This window comes from Bradyrhizobium sp. 157, from assembly GCF_023073815.1.
Lineage (GTDB): Bacteria > Pseudomonadota > Alphaproteobacteria > Rhizobiales > Xanthobacteraceae > Bradyrhizobium.
In genome coordinates, this window is record NZ_JADPKF010000020.1 from 1 (window position 1) to 18,966 (window position 18,966).

Annotated in this window: 19 protein-coding genes and 1 pseudogene; 13 read left to right on the plus strand and 7 right to left on the minus strand. The window is 64.2% G+C overall.

Annotated elements, in window-relative coordinates:
• Positions 1–776, plus strand: a 776-nt coding sequence (locus IVA95_RS04430; RefSeq protein ID WP_247509398.1) for a transposase, incomplete at its 5' end; no start/stop codon positions are given.
• 366 nt (positions 777–1,142) lie between these two features.
• Here IVA95_RS04430 and IVA95_RS04435 read toward each other — a convergent pair.
• Positions 1,143–1,670 (minus strand): DUF6101 family protein, encoded by a 528-nt coding sequence (locus IVA95_RS04435; RefSeq protein WP_247509399.1) that lies wholly within the window; start codon positions 1,668–1,670, stop codon positions 1,143–1,145.
• A gap of 273 nt (positions 1,671–1,943) precedes the next feature.
• On the opposite strand from IVA95_RS04435, the gene IVA95_RS04440 reads away from it, so the two are divergent.
• The 6 genes from IVA95_RS04440 to lpxK all read left to right on the plus strand — a co-directional run bounded on the left by IVA95_RS04440 (position 1,944) and on the right by lpxK (position 7,480).
• On the plus strand, positions 1,944–3,344 hold the full coding sequence (locus tag IVA95_RS04440; RefSeq protein ID WP_247509400.1) for a TldD/PmbA family protein: 1,401 nt from the start codon (positions 1,944–1,946) through the stop codon (positions 3,342–3,344).
• Positions 3,331–4,140: a 3'(2'),5'-bisphosphate nucleotidase CysQ gene (locus IVA95_RS04445; RefSeq protein WP_247509401.1), complete on the plus strand. Its 810-nt coding sequence runs from the start codon at positions 3,331–3,333 to the stop codon at positions 4,138–4,140. The genes IVA95_RS04440 and IVA95_RS04445 overlap by 14 nt, the downstream gene beginning before the upstream one ends.
• Positions 4,141–4,230: 90 nt before the next feature.
• Positions 4,231–4,479: a DUF4170 domain-containing protein gene (locus tag IVA95_RS04450; RefSeq protein WP_108519953.1), complete on the plus strand. Its 249-nt coding sequence runs from the start codon at positions 4,231–4,233 to the stop codon at positions 4,477–4,479.
• Positions 4,476–5,189 carry a lysophospholipid acyltransferase family protein gene (locus IVA95_RS04455; protein WP_213248040.1) on the plus strand — a complete coding sequence of 238 codons (714 nt, stop codon included), beginning with the start codon at positions 4,476–4,478 and terminating at the stop codon, positions 5,187–5,189. The genes IVA95_RS04450 and IVA95_RS04455 overlap by 4 nt, the downstream gene beginning before the upstream one ends.
• Positions 5,182–6,486: a 3-deoxy-D-manno-octulosonic acid transferase gene (locus IVA95_RS04460; RefSeq protein ID WP_247509402.1), complete on the plus strand. Its 1,305-nt coding sequence runs from the start codon at positions 5,182–5,184 to the stop codon at positions 6,484–6,486. Before IVA95_RS04455 ends, IVA95_RS04460 begins: the two co-directional genes overlap by 8 nt.
• Positions 6,479–7,480 (plus strand): tetraacyldisaccharide 4'-kinase, encoded by a 1,002-nt coding sequence (gene lpxK, locus IVA95_RS04465; protein WP_247509403.1) that lies wholly within the window; start codon positions 6,479–6,481, stop codon positions 7,478–7,480. The genes IVA95_RS04460 and lpxK overlap by 8 nt, the downstream gene beginning before the upstream one ends.
• An 8-nt stretch (positions 7,481–7,488) precedes the next feature.
• Here the strand turns inward: lpxK and IVA95_RS04470 are convergent.
• A pseudogene (locus tag IVA95_RS04470) lies at positions 7,489–7,704 on the minus strand (DUF2093 domain-containing protein); the annotation flags it as partial.
• A gap of 185 nt (positions 7,705–7,889) precedes the next feature.
• Here IVA95_RS04470 and IVA95_RS04475 point away from each other — a divergent pair.
• A complete protein-coding gene (locus IVA95_RS04475) occupies positions 7,890–8,723 on the plus strand; it encodes a dienelactone hydrolase family protein (RefSeq protein WP_247509404.1) in 834 nt (277 codons plus the stop codon).
• Here IVA95_RS04475 and xseA read toward each other — a convergent pair.
• On the minus strand, positions 8,720–10,339 hold the full coding sequence (gene xseA / locus IVA95_RS04480) for an exodeoxyribonuclease VII large subunit (protein WP_247509405.1): 1,620 nt from the start codon (positions 10,337–10,339) through the stop codon (positions 8,720–8,722). The genes IVA95_RS04475 and xseA overlap by 4 nt on opposite strands.
• Positions 10,340–10,508: 169 nt before the next feature.
• On the opposite strand from xseA, the gene purD reads away from it, so the two are divergent.
• Positions 10,509–11,792, plus strand: a complete 1,284-nt coding sequence (gene purD / locus IVA95_RS04485) for a phosphoribosylamine--glycine ligase (RefSeq protein ID WP_247509406.1) — start codon at positions 10,509–10,511, stop codon at positions 11,790–11,792.
• 91 nt (positions 11,793–11,883) lie between these two features.
• Here purD and IVA95_RS04490 read toward each other — a convergent pair whose 3' ends face one another.
• Together IVA95_RS04490 and IVA95_RS04495 are read right to left on the minus strand one after the other, a co-directional pair.
• Complete coding sequence (locus tag IVA95_RS04490) at positions 11,884–12,177, minus strand: GYD domain-containing protein (protein WP_247509407.1); 294 nt, start codon at positions 12,175–12,177, stop codon at positions 11,884–11,886.
• Between the two features lie 125 nt (positions 12,178–12,302).
• Entirely contained in the window at positions 12,303–12,665 is a 363-nt protein-coding gene (locus IVA95_RS04495; protein ID WP_247509408.1) for a VOC family protein, read from the minus strand.
• Between the two features lie 99 nt (positions 12,666–12,764).
• Here IVA95_RS04495 and IVA95_RS04500 point away from each other — a divergent pair, with 99 nt between their 5' ends.
• A complete protein-coding gene (locus tag IVA95_RS04500; protein ID WP_247509409.1) occupies positions 12,765–12,983 on the plus strand; it encodes a hypothetical protein in 219 nt (72 codons plus the stop codon).
• Between the two features lie 151 nt (positions 12,984–13,134).
• Here the strand turns inward: IVA95_RS04500 and IVA95_RS04505 are convergent, their stop codons facing one another.
• Positions 13,135–14,367: an acyl-CoA dehydrogenase family protein gene (locus IVA95_RS04505; RefSeq protein ID WP_247509410.1), complete on the minus strand. Its 1,233-nt coding sequence runs from the start codon at positions 14,365–14,367 to the stop codon at positions 13,135–13,137.
• Between the two features lie 169 nt (positions 14,368–14,536).
• Between IVA95_RS04505 and IVA95_RS04510 the strand changes: the two genes are divergently transcribed.
• Positions 14,537–15,442 (plus strand): alpha/beta hydrolase, encoded by a 906-nt coding sequence (locus tag IVA95_RS04510; protein ID WP_247509411.1) that lies wholly within the window; start codon positions 14,537–14,539, stop codon positions 15,440–15,442.
• 117 nt (positions 15,443–15,559) lie between these two features.
• Here IVA95_RS04510 and IVA95_RS04515 read toward each other — a convergent pair whose 3' ends face one another.
• Complete coding sequence (locus tag IVA95_RS04515; protein WP_247509412.1) at positions 15,560–16,018, minus strand: nucleoside deaminase; 459 nt, start codon at positions 16,016–16,018, stop codon at positions 15,560–15,562.
• A gap of 153 nt (positions 16,019–16,171) precedes the next feature.
• On the opposite strand from IVA95_RS04515, the gene IVA95_RS04520 reads away from it, so the two are divergent.
• A complete protein-coding gene (locus tag IVA95_RS04520; RefSeq protein ID WP_247509413.1) occupies positions 16,172–18,280 on the plus strand; it encodes a pseudouridine synthase in 2,109 nt (702 codons plus the stop codon).
• Between the two features lie 7 nt (positions 18,281–18,287).
• Positions 18,288–18,842 carry a 16S rRNA (guanine(966)-N(2))-methyltransferase RsmD gene (gene rsmD / locus IVA95_RS04525; RefSeq protein WP_247509414.1) on the plus strand — a complete coding sequence of 185 codons (555 nt, stop codon included), beginning with the start codon at positions 18,288–18,290 and terminating at the stop codon, positions 18,840–18,842.
• Positions 18,843–18,966 lie beyond the last annotated feature (124 nt).

Consider the following 18,966-nt stretch of genomic DNA (forward strand, 5'->3'; position numbering starts at 1 on the left):
CCAAGGTACTGCGCGAGTCCGGCATCGAGGTGCGGATTGTCGACCCCAAACGGGTCCGCAGCTTCGCGCAGTCGGCCGGACGCCTGGCCAAGAACGATGCGATCGATGCGGAGATGATCGCCTGGTTTGCCGAGATATTCAGCGAGGCGCCGGGCCAGACGCACGATGCCGCGCACGAGAAGTTGCTGGCGCTCGCGAAGGCGCGCATCAGCCTGGTTGATCTCAAAGCACGTTTGCAAAGCCAGAACGAGCATGCTGCGCCAAGACTTGTTCAGAAGGCACGCGAGCGCCTCTTGAAGAATCTGGTCTGCGAGATCGCCAAGCTCGAGGCTGCAATCTCAGCCCAGATCAAGGCCACGCCACACCTTGCTGAGCGTGCCGAGATCATCGAGAGCGTGCCGGGCTTGGCCGAAACGACCTCCGCAAACCTCGTTGCAGGAATGCCGGAACTCGGACAGGTGAGCGACGAGATTGCCGTGGCCTTGATCGGCGCCGCCCCTTACGACGATGATAGCGGAAACCGGCGCGGCGAGCGCCACATCAAGGGTGGCCGCCGCTGGGTTCGCAATGCCCTTTATATGGCCTGTGTCGGTGCAGCCACGCTGAACAATCCGGTGCTCAAGGCCTACTATGGCCGCCTGATTGCCAACGGAAAGAAGCCGAAGGTTGCGATCATTGCCTGCATGCGCAAGCTGATCGTCATTCTCAACACGATGGTCGCACGACGACAGAAGTGGGATCCCAGCCGCTACGCGCTCAACTCAGCGAGCGCCTGACCGCTCGGTCCCCGACCGAGCGCATGCCCAGCCAACAGACCGGCGAGCGGACGGGGTCAAGGCCGTCAGCCGCCGCAGGCGGTGGCGCGCGCCGCGCCAGCCTTGAGGCCGGCCGATCAACGGTCTACTTCGACACAGTTGCTTGTTTGAGAGAGGGCGGGAAGTAAAGAGCAAACCTCGGGCAAGACACGTCGCGAGATCGCGAAGTCGTATTCAGCCGTCATCCCGCCTCATATTCAGTCGTCATCGTCCGCGAAGGCGGACGATCCAGTATTCCAGAGACAGCAGCCGATAAGCCGCAGCGTACTGGATCCCCCGCATGCGCGGAGGATGACAGTCATTGTGCGGCGACTGAAGCATCCAAACTCAATCCCGCGCGATGATCTCGCGCTCGTCCCGATGAATGGTCTCGGTATTGGTGAGATTGCCGAGGCGGCGGCGCACCAGGAATTTCGGGCGGCGGGCGCGGATCGCGTTGTGGCGGCGGCGGCGGGCGGCCGGTTCGCGATCGTCATCTTCCGTGAGTAGCGGCAGCGCGAAGATGTCGCTCCACATCTGCCAGGCGGAGGCGATCTCCTCGTGGTCGGAGCTCACACACAAGGGAATATTTAACGACGGATCGCGATGCGCCAGCACCAGCATCTGTGCGTCGTCATCGAGACCACGCAGTGCAACACCGAGAAAATCGCTGACGCGGACGTTGATCGCCATCCGCATGCCCTGGACGGCACGGTGCAGTACGACACGCTCGCGGTGAAGTTCGATCCTGCGCACGCCGCCGTCCGCACGGGTGTCGTGCGCATGGAAGCTGAGCGGCAGAGAAAGAGGGTCGAGCCGCAGTGAACGGCTCGACCCGGCGGGATTGATCCCGCTTGTTGCTGTTTGACGCCTCACGGCTCTCATCTCCCCGCCGGGATTATGTTCCCGGTCGATACGCGAGACCTTAGCCGAGCGATTTCCGTTTCGCCTTAAAAAGCCTGGTTAAGGAGAAGTCACCCGCCAGCATGATTGACAAGACCTTGGCTCACATGATTGACGAGACCTTGCGGCGATGCCGAAAATGTTTGGTATTTGGCGTCGCAAAATGCTTGAAATCCCTGTGAATCAGGCACATCTCAGAGCCTTGCCGGTCGGCGTCCGAACCCTTCAATTTCAGGGATTTTGTTTGTGAACTCTTCACCATCCACGGCTTCGCCGCTTTCGAAGGCCCCCGCAACTTCCGACCTGTTCGACCAATCGGCGCTCTCGACGCTGGCGCAGCGGCTGGTCGAGGCCGCCAAGCGTGCCGGGGCGGATGCCGCGGATGCCGTTGCTGTGCGCGGGGTTTCGCAAGGCGTCGAAGTGCGCGATGGCCGGGTCGAGGAATCCGAGCGCTCCGAAGGCGACGACGTCGGATTGCGCGTGCTGGTCGGCCAGCGCCAGGCGGTGGTCTCGACCAACGATATTTCCGGTGATGGCGTCGCCAAGCTCGCCGAGCGCGCGGTCACGATGGCCCGCGTCGCGCCCGACGACAAGTATGTCGGTCTCGCCGACCCCTCGCTGCTGGCGCGCGAATTCGCCGACCTCGATCTGCTCGACCGTAATATTCCGACCACGAGCGAACTGGAGCGCCGCGCTGTCGAAGCGGAAGCCGCGGCCCTTGCGGTTAAAGGCATCACCAAGTCGGGCGGCGCGTCCGCCTCGAGCGGCATCGGCGGCATGGTGCTGGTGACCTCGACCGGCTTCCACGGCTCCTATTTGCGCTCCAGCCACGGCATCTCGGTGACCGCGATCTCGGGCGAAGGCACCGGCATGGAGCGCGACTACGATTTCACCTCGGCCCCGCACGCGTCCGATCTCGATTCTCCCGAAAGCGTCGGCCGCAGGGCAGGCGAGCGTACCGTCGCTCGGTCCAATCCGCGCAAGGTCGAAACCTGCAAGGTGCCTGTCGTTTACGATCCCCGCGTATCGGGGTCGCTGGTCGGCCATCTGGTCGGCGCCATCAACGGCGCCTCGATCGCGCGCAAGACCAGCTTCCTCAAGGACAAGCTCGGCGAGCAGTTGTTTTCAAAGAACATCCGCATCATCGATGACCCCCTGCGCGTGCGTGGGCTGCGCTCGCAGACGTTTGACGCCGAGGGCGTCAAAGTGAAGAAGCTTGCGCTCATCGATGAGGGCGTGCTGACCACGTGGCTGCTGGACTGCGCCACCGCGCGCGAGCTCGGGATGGTCACGACCGGACATGCCCATCGCGGCGTCTCGTCGTCGCCGTCGCCAGGCTCGTACAATCTGCATCTCGAACCCGGCACGATGACGCCGAAGGTACTGATCTCCGATATCAAGCAGGGCTTTTATGTCACCGACCTGATCGGCTCCGGCGTCAACGGCGTGACCGGCGATTACAGCCGCGGCGCCTCCGGCTTCTGGATCGAGAACGGCGAGATCACTTATCCCATCAGCGAGGTGACGATCGCGGGGCACCTGCTGGCGATGTTCAAATCGCTCGTTCCCGCCAACGACCTGGAATTCCGCTACGGCGTCAACGCGCCGACCGTGCGCATCGAGGGGCTGACGCTTGGCGGACGTTGATACCGCCGACCGGGTCTGGGTGCGCGATGCCGCGCTGCTGAAGGACACCGTGCGCGAAGCCGGTGCGCTGGCGCTATCGCTGTTTCGCACCGAATTGAAGAACTGGATCAAGGGCGCTTCCTCGCCGGTCTCCGAGGCCGACATAGCTGTCAACGACCTCGTCGAGCGTCGGCTGCGGGCGGCGACGCCGGATTATGGCTGGCTGTCCGAGGAAAGTGTCGATGACGATACGCGCCTGGGCAAGGAGCTTGTCTGGATCGTCGATCCGATCGACGGCACCCGCGCCTATCTCGCGCATCGCGAAGACTGGTGCGTGAGCGTGGCGCTGGTCGCGGGCTCAACCCCGGTACTGGCCGCAGTGTTCGCGCCCGCCAGCGACGAATTCTTCTTCGCGGTGCGAGGCAAAGGCACCACGCTGAACGAAAGGCAGGTCCGGGCATCCGCAGGAACGGAGCTGGATTTTTCCCGCATGGCCGGCCCAAAGCCGCTGGTGCAGCGGCTGAGTTCGTCGCCCGAAGATATCACGCTGCATCCGAGAATCGGATCGCTGGCGCTGCGGCTATGCCGGGTCGCGGATGGCAGTCTCGATGCCGCTTTTGCAGGCGGCCAGAGCCGCGATTGGGATCTTGCCGCGGCGAATTTGATCGTGCAGGAAGCGAATGGTAGAATGACCGCGCTCTCGGGGGATGCGATTGAGTATAATCGCCGGGAGGTGGTGCACGGGGTGCTGGTGGCGGCGGGATACGATCGGCATGCGCGCATTGTCGAGCATTTCCGGGATCGTTGGTTGCCCTGAATCCATCGAAAGTGCCTCACATCATCCCGTTCATACCGCGATTCACAATATCACACTTGCTTGCCGGGCACCTCGTTAGGAAAGACCATCATGCCAGATAGTGCCCCGCAGCAATTGCTGCATCTCGTCATCGGCGGCGAGTTGACCGACCTCGAACACGTCACGTTCAAGGACCTCGACCAGGTCGACATCGTCGGCGTGTACCCCAATTACGCATCCGCTCTCGCGGCCTGGAAGGCGAAGGCGCAACAGACCGTGGACAACGCCCACATGCGCTACTTCGTGGTTCACCTCCACCGGCTGCTCGACCCAGGTCAAGACACGAAGTCCTCCAGTTGAAACGGTTCCTTCGCGATTTGCTGCGCAGCACCTGGGTTCAGCGCGCGCTGGGTGTGCTCGCGGCCGAATATTTGCGGCTGGTCTGGCTGACCAACCGCTTCAGCTACGAGCCGGCCAACGTCTATGACATCGTCGAGCCGGAGATGCCGGCGATCTTCGCGTTTTGGCACGGCCAGCATTTCATGACGCCGTTCATCAAGACCAAGGAGAGCCACCGCGCCAAGGTCCTGATTTCGCGGCATCGCGACGGCGAGTTCAACGCCATCGCCGCCGAGCGGCTCGGCATCGGCACGATCAGAGGTTCCGGCGATCATGGTGGGGCATTTCACCGCAAGGGCGGCGTCGGCGCCTTCCGGGAAATGCTGCAGGCGCTCGAAGAAAAGTGGAACGTCGCCACGACCGCCGACGTGCCAAAACGGGCGCGGGTCGTGGGGCTGGGCATTATCATGCTGGCGCGGGAGTCCGGGCGCCCGATCATGCCGTTTGCGATGGTGACCAGCCGCTTCATCAGGTTGAAGAACTGGGATTCCACCACCATCAATTTGCCATTCGGGCGAGGTGCTGTGGTAGGCATTGAACATGTATACGTGCCGCCGGATGCCGATGCCGAGACTATGGAAAAGCTGCGTCTTCAGGTAGAAGCTTATCTGAACGAAGCGACCCGCCGCGCGTACAAGGCGGTCGGGCGTCCGGAGGCCGCTCTTGGCTAATTCGCTGCCGATGACGTTGCGCGTCTACCGGAGCCTATCATCCGCGATGGTGCCGCTGGCGCCTGCGGTGATCAACCGGCGCTTGAAGCTCGGCAAGGAAGACCCGGCGCGGGTCGGCGAGCGCCGCGGCATGAGCGCCGATGTTCGCCCTGCAGGGCCGCTGGTGTGGATTCACGGCGCCAGCGTTGGTGAAGTGCTCGCGGCGGCTGCGCTGATCGAGCGGCTGCGGGCCTTGGACCTGCGCATCCTCCTGACGTCGGGCACCGTAACTTCGGCTGCGATCGTCGCCAAGCGGTTTCCCCCGGACGTCATCCATCAATATGTCCCCTACGACTCGCCGCGCTACGTCGCGCGATTCCTCGATCATTGGCGTCCGTCGCTGGCGCTCTTCATCGAGTCCGACCTGTGGCCAAACCTAATTCTGTCGAGCGCCGCGCGGCGGCTGCCGATGGTGCTGATCAATGGACGGATGTCGCAGCGCTCGTTTCCCCGATGGCGCCGGGTCGCCGGCACCATTTCGGCGCTGCTCGACAAGTTCGACATCTGCCTGGCGCAGTCGCAGACCGATGCGGATCGTTTTGCCGCGCTGGGCAGCCGCAACGTCATGGTGACGGGAAATCTCAAGCTCGATGTTCCGGCGCCGCCGGCCGACGCCAACAAGCTGGATATGCTGATGTCGATGACACGCGGCCGCCCGGTGGTGGTCGCGGCCTCCACGCATCCGGGCGAAGAAGAAATCGTGACGGCAACCCACCGGACGCTTGCCGGATTCTTCCCGGGGCTACTGACGGTGATCGTGCCGCGGCACCCCGATCGCGGCGAGGCCATCGCGCGCATGATCTCCGCATCGGGCCTCAATCCGACCCTGCGCTCCCACGAGGACTTGCCCACCGCCACAACCGACATCTATGTCGCCGACACCATGGGCGAACTGGGACTGTTCTACCGGCTGGCGCCGATCGTGTTCATGGGCGGATCGCTGGTCGAGCATGGCGGGCAGAATCCGATCGAGGCGATCAAGCTCGGCGCCTCGATCGTCCACGGTCCTCACGTCTTCAACTTCATCGACGTCTACGAAGCTCTCGATTCGGCAGGCGGCGCGCGGCGGGCCGATACGCAGGAAGCACTGGTCAAGCAGTTCGGGCAGTTGCTCGCCGATCCCAAGGCGCGCGAAGCCGTGCTCACCGCATCCGAGCGTGTGGTCGGTCAGCTCGGCGGCGCGCTGGAGCGAACGCTCTCTGCCCTCGAGCCGTATCTGCTGCAGTTGCGGATCGAGATGGGAACCGGCAATGCGTGAGCCGGGCTTCTGGCACGGCCCGTCCTCGCTCAACTCGCATCTGTTGAAACCGCTCGGCGCGCTCTATGGCGCCATCGCCGCACAGCGCCTGCAGCGCCAGGGATTGAATGCCGGCATTCCGGTGCTCTGCGTCGGCAATTACCACGTTGGCGGCGCTGGCAAGACGCCGACCGTGCTGGCGCTGGCGAAGCTCATGCGCGACTTCGGCGAGACCCCGGTCGTGCTCAGCCGCGGCTATGGCGGCGAATTGCGCGGGCCGGTCCGGGTCGATCCTGAGCGGCATGCGGCGACCGATGTCGGCGACGAACCGCTAATGCTGGCAGACCATCTGCCGGTCGTGGTGTCGCGCAAACGCGCGGAGGGCGTGCCGCTGGCGCGCTCGCAAGGCGCGACCGTAATCCTGATGGACGACGGCTTCCAGAATCCGTCGATTATCAAGGACGCATCCCTGATCGTGATCGACAGCGAACGCGGGATCGGCAACGGGAAAGTATTTCCCGCCGGCCCGCTGCGCGCGCCGCTGCGGCCGCAACTGGCGCGCACCGACGCGCTGATCATTGTCGGCGACGGCACCGCTGCCGAGCACGTGGCCGCCGAGATTGCCGCACAGGGCAAGCCGGTACTGCGCGCGCATCTGAAGCCGGAAGAAGCGCCGGTCGCCGCGCTTCGGGGCAAGCGCGTGCTGGCATTTGCCGGCATAGGCGATCCCGTGCGGTTTTTCAACACGCTGCGCGCCAGCGGCATCGATATCGTCAGGCAGCAGGCCTTCGCCGATCATCATCCGTATTCGCAAGCCGAGATCGAAGGCTTGATTACCGAGGCTCGGCGCGACGGGCTGACATTGGTGACGACGGAAAAGGATCTGGCGCGGCTCCGCGATCAAGCGCAGCACCTCGTGCCGTTCGCGGTAACGCTGGAGTTCGACGATCCTGCGCGCCTGCGCAAATTCGTCGCTGACCGGCTCTTCAAGGCGCGCGAGAGGAAAGAATCGTAGCCCTGCGTCTTCAGCGCGCCGGGAAAGTGTCGCTGCAGTACGGCGCCCGGAACCGAATAGGCCTCCTGCAGATCGACGCTCCAGTACTTCAATTCATCGAGCGGAATCCGCACGTCGGTGACGGCGCAGCGCACGTAGGTTCCGGGCGAGATCACGCGGAAATCGCCGTCCAGATATTGCACCTGCGCTTCACCATGGCCCGAGGGGCCGAATTTATTGAGCACCGCCAAACTCTCCGATGGGCCAGCCCGCGCGGGCGGCCTTAAGTGTATTTCCGGATTCGACCTATCATAAATAGGTCGTACTGTCCGCCCTGGAAACCCACCGACTTGTGATGATTTTGTGCCCACCTGCATGATAGCGTGAATTTTATTGTGCTCGCAGCGTCATACCGATCCGACAGAGACCGATGCGCCTGTTGTCAGCAACGCTATCCCTGACGCTCCTTGCTGCGGCCTGCACGGCCGGTGCCGCGCCATTGGCGGCCCCGCGCCAGGTCGATATCCCGGCGACTGGTCTGACCCTGCACGCGCAGCTCTATAAGCCTGATGGTGACGGGCCATTTCCCACGGTAATCGCGCTGCATGGCTGCGGCGGATTGAGCGGGCAATCCGAGCCGGTGCTGCCGCGCTACCATGACTGGGCGGAGCAGCTGCTGAAATCCGGCCATGCCGTGCTGTTGCCGGACAGTTACGGTTCGCGCGAGCTCGACCCGCAATGCCGCGTCAAGGAACGCCGCGTGCTGGCCCGCCGCGAGCGGGTGGCCGATGTCAACGCGTCGCGGCAATGGCTGTTGCAGCAGCCCTGGGTCGCGCGCGACCGCATCAGCCTGATCGGATGGGCCAACGGCGCCAGCGCGGTGCTGTGGGCGGTGCGCCCGCAATCATCGTCGCGCGGGACTCAACCGGATTTCCGCTCGGCTATCGCGTTCTATCCGGATTGCCGGATCTCCTCCGGCCTCGGCTGGAGCACGCGGGTGCCGATGCTGCTGCTGATTGGCGCGAAGGACGACGTCAGTTCGCCATCGGCCTGCCGCCAGATGGTCGATGGCGCCCGCGGCCGCAGCGCGCTGGCGCGGATCGTGGTCTATCCCGGCGCAGCTCACGACTTCGACCGCGCCAACCTTCCGCTGCGGGCGATCGCGGGTGCCGACGCCGCATTGCCCGAACACGGCCATATCGGCACCGACGCGAATGCGCGGTCGGATGCGCAAGCGCGCGTCGCCGAGTGGCTGGCGCGCTAAAATAAACTTCCCTGATCGACTGGCTTTGGCATGCGCTTCGGCGCTGCCGGCTTGGCCTCGCGCGGGCCTGGCTTGGCAGGGCTCGCGGGGGCAGTCGTCGTGGCCGGCCGGTCCGCATCCGCGGTCGCCGCCACGCGGCCATCGGCGAACTCAATGGACAGACGTGCGCTCGGCCCGACCGCGGCTGCGGCATGGACGGCGTGGCCGTGTTCGTCGCGCACCAGGGCAAAGCCGCGGGCGAGCACGCCGCGATAGGACAGCGCCGACAACAATTGCCCGCTATGGGCGATCCGCGCCTCGAGACGCTGCATCGCGGTCTCGAGCGCGCGGCGGGCGCGCTCGGCCAGCCGTTGCGTGCGTTCGCGGTCGCGCGCAATGGCGCTGCGCTGCGCCTGCGCGTTGGACAGTTTCGACGCCTTCAGCCTGACCTCCAGCCCGGCAAAGCGTTCGCGCCGGTTGCGCAGCAATGCGCGGGCCGACAGCCTGATCCGTTCGCCCGATACCGTGAGACGGTGGTTGGCCTGCGCGACCTGTCCGCGCAGCACCTTCAGCGTCAGGCCGGCGCTGAGATGCGAAAAGCGGCGGTGATGGGCGTGCGTATTGGCCTTGAGCCCACGCGGCAGGGCGGCGCCGAGGTGATCCAGCCGCTGCCTTGGGATCGCGAGCAGTTCGCTCAAACCTGGCAGCGCGCGGGCGGCGGCGCGCAATTCGTTGCGGCGGCTCTCCTGGCCGCGCTGCCAGCACACCATCGTGCGCTTCGCCAGGCTTTCTACCTCGGCGAACAATTCGCTGCGCACGGGAACGGCCATTTCGGCCGCCGCCGTTGGCGTCGGCGCGCGCTTGTCGGCGGCGAAATCGATCAGTGTGATATCGGTCTCGTGGCCGACGGCCGAGATCAGCGGGATCGTGCTGTCGGCGGCAGCGCGAACCACGATCTCCTCGTTGAACGACCACAGATCCTCCAGCGAGCCGCCGCCGCGCGCAACGATCAAGAGATCGGGGCGCGGGATCCGTCCTGCTTCCGGCAGTGCATTGAAGCCGCGAATAGCGGCGGCGACTTGCTCGGCGGAGCCTTCGCCCTGGACCTTCACCGGCCACACCAGCACCCGGCGGGGAAAGCGGTCCTCCAGCCGATGCAGGATGTCTCTGATCACCGCGCCCGTCGGCGAGGTGATGACGCCAATCACTTCCGGCAGCCAGGGCAGCAATTGCTTGCGCGCCTCATCGAACAGGCCCTCGGCCGCGAGCTTCCGCTTGCGTTCCTCCATCAGCGCCATCAGCGCGCCGATTCCGGCGGGCTCCAGCGCCTCGATGACGATCTGGTATTTCGACGAGCCCGGATAGGTCGTGAGCTTGCCGGTGGCGATGACCTCGAGCCCCTCCTGCGGCTTGAAGCGCATCCGGGCGTGGGCGAACTTCCAGACGACCGCCTCGATCTTGGCGCTCTCGTCCTTCAATGCGAAATAGCAGTGCCCCGAGGAGTGCGGCCCGCGGAAGCCGGAGATCTCGCCGCGGACGCGGACATGGCCGTAGGCGTCCTCGACCGTCCGCTTCAGCGCGGAGGACAGTTCCGAGACGGTGAATTCGGGCGCGTTGATCAGGTTATCTGCTGGCATATCAGGGCGTAGAATCGGCCTTTTCCGGCGCTTTCGCAAGGTGCCGGGGCCGTGCTGGGGCAGCCAGAGCACATATCCACACGGGAATGGACACGTTGTTGCGGCGGGCTCCTGCCGTGCTAAACCGTCGCGCAATGGCCGGCAACCCCTCCACTTGGCTGCACTCCGAATGAACATTCTCCTGCTCGGCTCCGGCGGCCGCGAACACGCTCTCGCGTGGAAAATTGCCGCTTCCCCGCTGTTGACCAAGCTGTGGTGCGCGCCTGGCAATGCCGGGATTGCCAGGGAGGCCGAATGCGTCGCGCTCGATGTTGCGAATCATCCGGCCGTGATCGACTTCTGCAAGCGTAATGCCGTGGATTTGGTTGTGGTCGGCCCGGAAACACCACTGGCGGCCGGCATCGTCGACGATCTCGCGGCCGCTGGCATCAAGGCGTTTGGCCCGAGCAGGCAGGCCGCCCAGCTCGAGGGATCCAAGGGCTTCACCAAGGCGCTCTGCACCGAATTCAACGTTCCAACCGGCGCCTACGGCCGCTTTACGACGGCTGACGATGCGCTGGCTTATGTGCGCGCGCAGGGCGCGCCGATCGTGGTCAAGGCCGATGGGCTGGCCGCCGGCAAGGGCGTCGTGGTGGCCAAAACGCTGGCTGAAGCGGAAGCCGCCATCGCCATGATGTTCGACGGCGCGTTCGGCGCGGCCGGAACGGAAGTCGTGATCGAGGAATTCCTCGCCGGCCGCGAGATCAGCTTCTTCGCACTATGCGACGGCGACACCGCGATCCCGCTCGCCTCGGCGCAGGACCACAAGCGCGTGTTCGATCATGACGAGGGACCGAACACCGGCGGCATGGGCGCCTATTCGCCGACGCCGTTCGTGACGCCTGAGGTGCACGATCAGATCATGGCGCGCATCATCCTGCCGACGGTAGCCGGCATGAAGAAGCGCGGCACGCCGTTTCGCGGCGTGCTCTACGCTGGCGTGATGCTGACGGGGCAGGGGCCAAAACTGTTCGAATACAATGTTCGCTTCGGCGATCCCGAATGCCAGGTGCTGATGCTGCGAATGATGTCCGACATCGTGCCGGCATTTCTGGCGTCTTGTGATGGCGAACTGAAGCATTTCGACCTGCGCTGGTATCCCGAGCCTGCGTTGACGGTGGTGATGGCAGCCAAGGGCTATCCCGGCGACTACAAGAAGGGCACGCGCATCGACGGACTTGATGACGCGGCGAAGATCGAGGGCGTCGAAATCTTCCATGCGGGGACAGCGGCGAAGGACGGTGCCATCATCGCCAATGGCGGCCGTGTGCTGAACGTCTGCGCGATGGGGAAGACGGTCACTGAGGCGAGAGAGCGTGCCTACCAGGCTGTCGACCGCATCAAATGGCCGAATGGTTTCTGCCGCCGTGACATCGCCTGGCAGGCGGTGGAAGCAGAGCGGGGCAGGGGCTGACGCAAAGTCGGCAAACGGAATCGTGCCGTGCGGCAGCGAATGCGAGTCCCGTCGGCTTCGCTGCACAGTTCCAGCGGAGTGGACGCGATTGTCAAAGCATGTTGCCGACGGCCTTCGTCATCTCGTCTGCGGAAAAGGCCCGCAGCGATTCGGTGCGAACATTGCCGAGCGCGCCGAGGCTCAGCGTGAGCGACATGAAGGATAACTCATCTGGCGCATCGACGATGGTCACAATGTCATATCGTCCCTGCGTCCAGAGGATTTCCCTCACAGTCACTCCGAACGTCTTCGCCATTGCTTTGAAGGCGTCCGCGCGCTTCGGCGACTCCTTGGCGTTGCGGATTCCCTGATCCGTGAAATTCGCCAACACGACATAGGCTACCATGACCGTCCTCCCGGTTAGGACCTGCACGGGATGATGCCGAGCTTGACACAGCACCTGCAGCGCTGCCACCGGCTCGATCGGAAAGGTCAGCGGGCGTGACTTATCCGGCCGCTTCGGTGGAGGATTTATGCCGAAGACCGCAAAGGCCGCGCGAAGCTGAGCTCGTGCCCATCGGGATCGGTGAGATGAAAGTAACGTTCCCCCCATTCGGCATCGCGGGGCACGGTCGCAGGCCGGCACCCCGCCGCCAGCGCACGGTCGTAAAATGCATTGACGTCGGTAACGTAGAAAATGACGCGCCCCCACCAGGACCAGCGCCGTTGATCAGGCTGGGCAATCAGGTTGAGATAGCCGGTTCCGGCCCGAAAGCTCGTAAACGAAGACGCTTCGCCGCCGTACAACATGTCAAACCCCAGTGAGCGGTAGAACTGGACGGCGCGTTGCATATCGTGCGTGGCGAGTGTGATTGCGCTGATGCTCTCGATCATGATGGCACTTCCGGGAAGAGATTGCCTGAAAGATTAGGTGGGTCTCTCGTCAGCGACATTCCACAGCTGCAGTGGGCAGCGGCCGTGATATACTCGGATATGGCAGATGGTCAGGTCGTACTGGTGACAACTCACCCATTGGAAGGTGGTCCGCCTATCCGGTCGGTCTACTTTGTGGCTGAGCAGGATCCGGAGAAGGCTGCTTCAATTATTGCGGCTGTCATGGCCCCAAACGAGAAGGTTGAAGCGTGGGGCCGGCTTCCGGAGGCAGCCGTCAAGGCGCTCGGCCTGAAACATAGCGACTTCACGCACGGCTAACCATGCACACTCGTCGTTCCGGACCACGCGGCATGCGCGTCGATCCGGAATCTCGAGATGGTCCGGCGCTCCTCATTTCGAGATTCTCAGATGCGCAATCGCGCATCATAGTTCGATGCTTCGCATCGCCCCGGAATGACGAGACCAGTCGTTACAACAAATCCCCGCCCGCCGCGCTTGCCGTCGTGCCGTGCTCGCGGAACGCCTTGATGACGTTCTTGCCGATCTTCCATTTGTGCACCTCGTCGGGACCGTCGACCAGCCGCTGCGAGCGCACCTGGGTGTACCATTTGGCGAGCGGCGTATCCTGGCTGAAGCCGAGCGCGCCATGGAGCTGGATCGCGGTGTCGATCACCTTGTGCACCATGTGCGCGTGGAAGATCTTTGCGATCGAGTTCTCCTGCTGGATGTCTAATCCCTTCTCCGCCTTGTAGGCGATGTGCAGCAGCATCAGGCGGCCGATATAGAGTTCGCTGGCGCAATCGGCGAGCATGAATTGCACCGCCTGCCGGTCCGCCAATAGCTTGCCGAAGGTCGAGCGCCTAGTGACATGGGCGGCCGCCATGTCGAGCGCGCGCTGCGCCTTGGCGACGTTGTGCATGCCGTGACGCAGGCGGCCATAGGCGAGGCGATGCTGGCCCATGGCAAAGCCGTTGCCTTCGCCGCCGAGCAGATTGTCGGCCGGCACCTTCAAATCCTTGATCTCGATTTCGGAGTGGCCGCCGTGCAGCACATCGTCGTGCGGCCCCTCGATCGCCATGTTGGCGACGTTGCGCTTGATCTTATAGCCGGGGTTCGGCAACTCCACGATGAAGGTGGAATACTGCTTGTGCCGTGGCGCGTTCGGATCGGTCTTGGCCATCACCAGCGCCATGTCGGCGACGCTGGCGGAGGAGGAAAACCATTTTTCGCCGTTGAGGATATAATTTTCGTTGCCGTCCTTTACGGCGGTGGTCTGCATGCCGGTGGCGTCGGCGCCGGCGGCCTTCTCCGTCATCGAGAAGCAGATCCGCTTGTCGCCATTAAGCAGCGGCTTCAGGAACTTCTCCTTCTGGTATTCCGTGCCGTGGGCGAGGATCGTCATCATCGAGGCGTCGTCCGGCCCCTGCGTGTTCATCGATAGTGCGCCGAGCATGCTCTCGCCGAGCTCCATCTGCACCAGCGCGTTGGCGAGCGGGCCAAGGCCCATGCCGCCGTACTCCTTCGGCACCCACGGGCACCACAGGCCGCGCGCGCGGGCTTTTGCCCGCAAGGGTCCGAGCACTTCGGCGAGCGGCTTGGTGTCGAGTTCCTTCTCCGCGGGGATGCATTCCTCCTGCACCCATTTGCGGACCTTCTCGCGGATCGCCTTGGCCTCGGCCGGAATTTCGAAATCGATCGACATTGCTGGTTTCCTCGCGTCTTGTTGCTCTTGGTCGGACTGAGGGATGGCATAAACCTGCGGTCTGCCAGCGGCAACGGCAAACAAAGTTTGAAGCAGCCAAGGCTGTCATACCCCGCGCACGCGGGGTATCCAGTACGCCGAGGCGCCGAATGATGACGGGAGAGTGAAGATGCCTGATCTTGCCGATCTGTTTCCCGGATATGCGTCCGAATGGATCAACACCTCGTCGGGCCGCATCTTCGCCCGTGTCGGCGGCAAGGGGCCGCCGTTGCTGCTGCTGCACGGGTTTTCGTCGACGCATGTGATGTGGCACCAAGTCGCGCCGCAACTGGCGGACCAGTTCACGCTGATCATCCCTGACCTGCCGGGCTATGGCTGGTCGGACATGCCCCGCAGCGATGAGAACCATACCCCCTATACCAAACGCGCGATGGCGAAGGCGATGGTGGAAGCCATGGAGCAACTCGGCCACGTGCATTTTGCACTCGCCGGTCACGACCGCGGCGGCCGCGTGTCATACCGGCTGGCGCTCGATCATCCCGGCCGGCTGTCGAAGCTCGCGGTGCTTGATATCGCGCCGACCTATGACTATTGGGAGAAATTGAACCGGCTTTCGGCGCTGAAGATCTACCACTGGGCGTTTCTGGCGCAGCCCTATCCGCTGCCGGAAACGCTGATCGCCAACAATGGAGAATTTTTCCTGAGGTATAAGATGGCGAGCCAGACCAAATCGAAGACGCTTGACGCCATCGATCCGCGCGCGCTGGAACATTATCTCGCGCCATTCCGCGATCCCGCCCGCGTGCATGCGATGTGCGAAGACTATCGCGCCGGTGCCTATGCCGATTACGAAATCGACAAGGCCGATTTCGACGCCGGAAAGAAGATCACGATTCCAATGCTGGCGCTGTGGGGCGATGCCGGTGTCGCGCCTGCTGCAACGACGCCGCTCGATGCGTGGAAGAAATGGGCGACGAATGTGGACGGCGCGCCGGTGGATTCCGGGCATTTTCTCACCGAGGAGAATCCGGACGTGACAGCGAAATTGCTGCGGGAGTTTTTTACGGTGGCCTAGGTTGCCCCAGAACCATCCACGTCATTGCGAGGAGCAGAGCGACGAAGCAATCCATCTATTCGTTATGCCGCGCGATGGATTGCTTCGCTTCGCTCGCAATGACGGTAGGGGGAGGCATCACCGCCTCACTTTGAAAAACTCCTTCAGCAATGCCGCCGCCTCCGTCTCTCCCACCGCCGAGTAAACCTCCGGCACATGATGGCAGGTCGGCTGTGCAAAGAACCGCACCCCGGAATCCACCGCGCCGCCCTTAGGGTCTGCGGCGCCGTAATAGAGCCGCCGGATCCGCGCAAACGAGATCGCGCCGGCGCACATCGTGCAGGGCTCCAGCGTGACGTAGAGGTCGCAATCGACCAGCCGCTCGGTGCCGATGGCCTCGGCCGCCTGCCGGATCGCCAATATTTCGGCGTGCGCAGTCGGATCGCGGTCGGTCAGCGTCCGGTTGCCGGCGGTAGCGATCACCTCGTAATCCCTCACGATCACGCAGCCGATCGGAACTTCGCCGGCTTTTCCGGCGTTTTCGGCCGTTTTCAGCGCCAAATCCATGAAAGAAGGGGCAGTCATGCCTCGTATCATTGGAATAAACCTGCTATGAGGGCCGCCTTCAGCAAACGTGGATGCCGGTCTTGCGTGAGAATGCGCCTTGAGCGAAGTGCGCGCGCGTTATCGCTATGACAGCCCATCCTGGTCCGCCTGATGGCCATTTTATTCAGACCCAAGAGAACATTCATGCCCCGCGATAACGACAAAAACAACGATTCCCGCGGCCGGCGTGACCGGTCCGGCGGCGGCAAGGGCCGCTCGGGGGCGGCGAGGGGGCCCGAGAAGAAGTTTGCCAAACGCGGCTTTGGCGCCAGGGATGGCGACGAGCGTGGCGGTGAGCGGCGTCCCTATGCCGGGAAATCCGAGGGGGCGAAGTCGTTCGGCAAGAAGCCCTATGCCGGCAAGCGCGACGATGACCGGCCGCCGCGCCGGGATTTTGGCGATGCATCCCGGCCACGCTTCAACCGTGAGGATCGCCCGCAAGGAGATCGTCCGGAGCGTGGACCGCGCAAGAATTTCCGTCCGCGAGAGGACCGCGAAGGCGAGAAGCGTTCGTTCAAGTCTCGCGGTGATCGGCCGAACTTTGATCGCGATGACCGACCACCACGCCGTGCACGTGACGATGCGCGTCCGGCCGGGCGTTTCGCCGAGAAGAAGTTTGGCGACAAGCGCCCCTATGCGCCGCGCGAAGGTGGTGGCGAGAAGCGGCCCTACGCGCCGCGCGGGGAGGGCTTCCGCAGGGATGGCGACCGGCCCCAGGGAGATCGTCCCTATCGTGCGCGGCCTGCGCATGGTGGCGACCGGTCCGAGAGGAAATTTGGCGGCGATAAGAAATTCTCTCGTGGTGCGGGGGATCGCCAGCGCGATCCCGGCGCCGGTCCTCGCAAGGATTTTGGCGATCGTCCCCAACGAGGGGAGGACAAACCGTGGCAGAAGCGCGAGGACCGTGGCGGACGCGATTCCCGTCCTTCACGTGAAGGCGGGCGCAGCTTCGGCAAGCCGCGCTTTGACCGGTCGCGCGATGATCGCGGCGGTGACGAGCGTCCACGGTTTTCGCGTTCGCGCGAGGATCGCCCGAAGTTCGACCGTCCCCGCCAGCACCGGGATCGCAAGGGCGGCCCGGGGGAAGGCCGCACTGACTGGCAGGAGCATCCGCGGAGTGAATCCCGCGACGACCGTCCCCGTCGCGACAATGAAGACGACAGCAGGATCTTTGCAAAGCGTCCTGCCTTCGGCGGCCGTGGCGCCTATCGCGAGCGCCCGACCGATTTCGACAAGCGCGCGCCGCGTGCGGAGCCGAAGCCGAAGAAGGCCGGAGAGCGCATCGCCAAGGTGGTGGCCCGCGCAGGCCTTGCCTCGCGCCGGGATGCCGAGGAATGGATCACGCAGGGCCGCGTCACCGTCAATGGCCGCGTCATCAATTCGCCGGCGCTCGACGTCACCGCCAATGACGTGATCGCCGTCGACGGCAAGGTGTTGCCGCCGCGCGAGCGCACACGACTATTCATGTATCACAAGCCGCGCGGGCTGATGACGACGCATGCCGATCCCGAGGGGCGGCCGACCGTGTTCGACAATTTGCCGGAAGGCCTGCCGCGGCTGATCTCGGTCGGCCGGCTCGATTTCAACACCGAGGGGCTGTTGCTGCTGACCAACGACGGCGGACTAGCGCGTGCGCTCGAGCTGCCCGACACCGGCTGGCTCAGGCGTTATCGCGTCCGCGCCCACGGCGAGGTCACGCAGGCGCAGCTCGATGAACTCAAAAAGGGCGTCGAGATCGACGGCGTCAAGTACGGGCCGATCGACGCGACGCTGGAGCACGACCAGGGCGCCAACGTCTGGCTGGTGTTTGCGATCCGCGAAGGCAAGAACCGCGAGGTGCGCAACGTCATGGCGCATCTCGGCCTCGAGGTGAACCGGCTGATCCGCGTCTCCTACGGGCCGTTCCAGCTCGGCGAGCTACCTGAAGGCGAGGTCGAGGAGGTCAAGACCCGCGTGCTGCGCGAACAGCTCGGCGAAAAGATCGCTGCACTCGCGGGCGCGGATTTCAACCGGCCGATGCCGGGCGAGAAGTCCGATGACGACGTCGAGGCGTCGCGCGCCAAAAAGCCGTTCAAGCCGGCCGGCAAAAGCGCGCTGATCGCCGACCGCAAGGGCCGTCGCGTGCTGGTACAGCGCACCGGTAGCGACGAGGCGCGGGCGCGCAACGAGGATGAGGCCAACGGCTACGGCCCGCCACGTCGCCCCAAGCGCGGCTATCACGGCAAGCGCGACCTCAAGCCGCGGGACGAGTAGTTGGGCGATGCGTGTCGTCGGTGGACGATTGAAGGGCCGTAATCTGGCCTCACCGTCATCGCAGGCGATCCGGCCGACGGCGGATCGGTTGCGCGAGTCCGTGTTCAATATATTGATCCACGCTTACGACAACCCGATCGAAGGCGCGCGCGTGCTCGACCTGTTCGCCGGCACCGGCGCGCTCGGCATCGAGGCGGTGTCGCGCGGAGCTAATTTCACGCTGTTCGTCGACAACGGCGCCGAAGCGCGCGCGTTGTTGCGCAACAATGTCGAGGCGCTGGGGCTCGGCGGCGTGACAAAAGTCTATCGCCGCGACGCCACCGATCTCGGTCCGGCGCACCCAGTCGAGCCGTTCTCGCTGGTGTTCCTCGATCCGCCCTATGGCAAGGGGCTCGCGGAGAAGGCACTGGCCTCGCTACGCGATGGCGGCTGGCTGACGTCGGGCGCGCTGCTCGTTGTAGAGGAGGCGAAGGCTGCGGCGTTTGCGGCGCCTGAAGGATTCGAGGAATTAGAGCGACGCGCCTATGATGACACGGAGTTCGTGTTTTTGCGGGGCAGGTGACCGCGCTGCTTCGGCAACCACAACCGTCATCGCCCGGCTTGCCGCCTCAGCCAAAGCTCCGGCGAGCCAGCAAGGGAAAGCCTCGGCGAAGCCTTAGGGCGTAGCCGGGACCGGGCGATCCAGT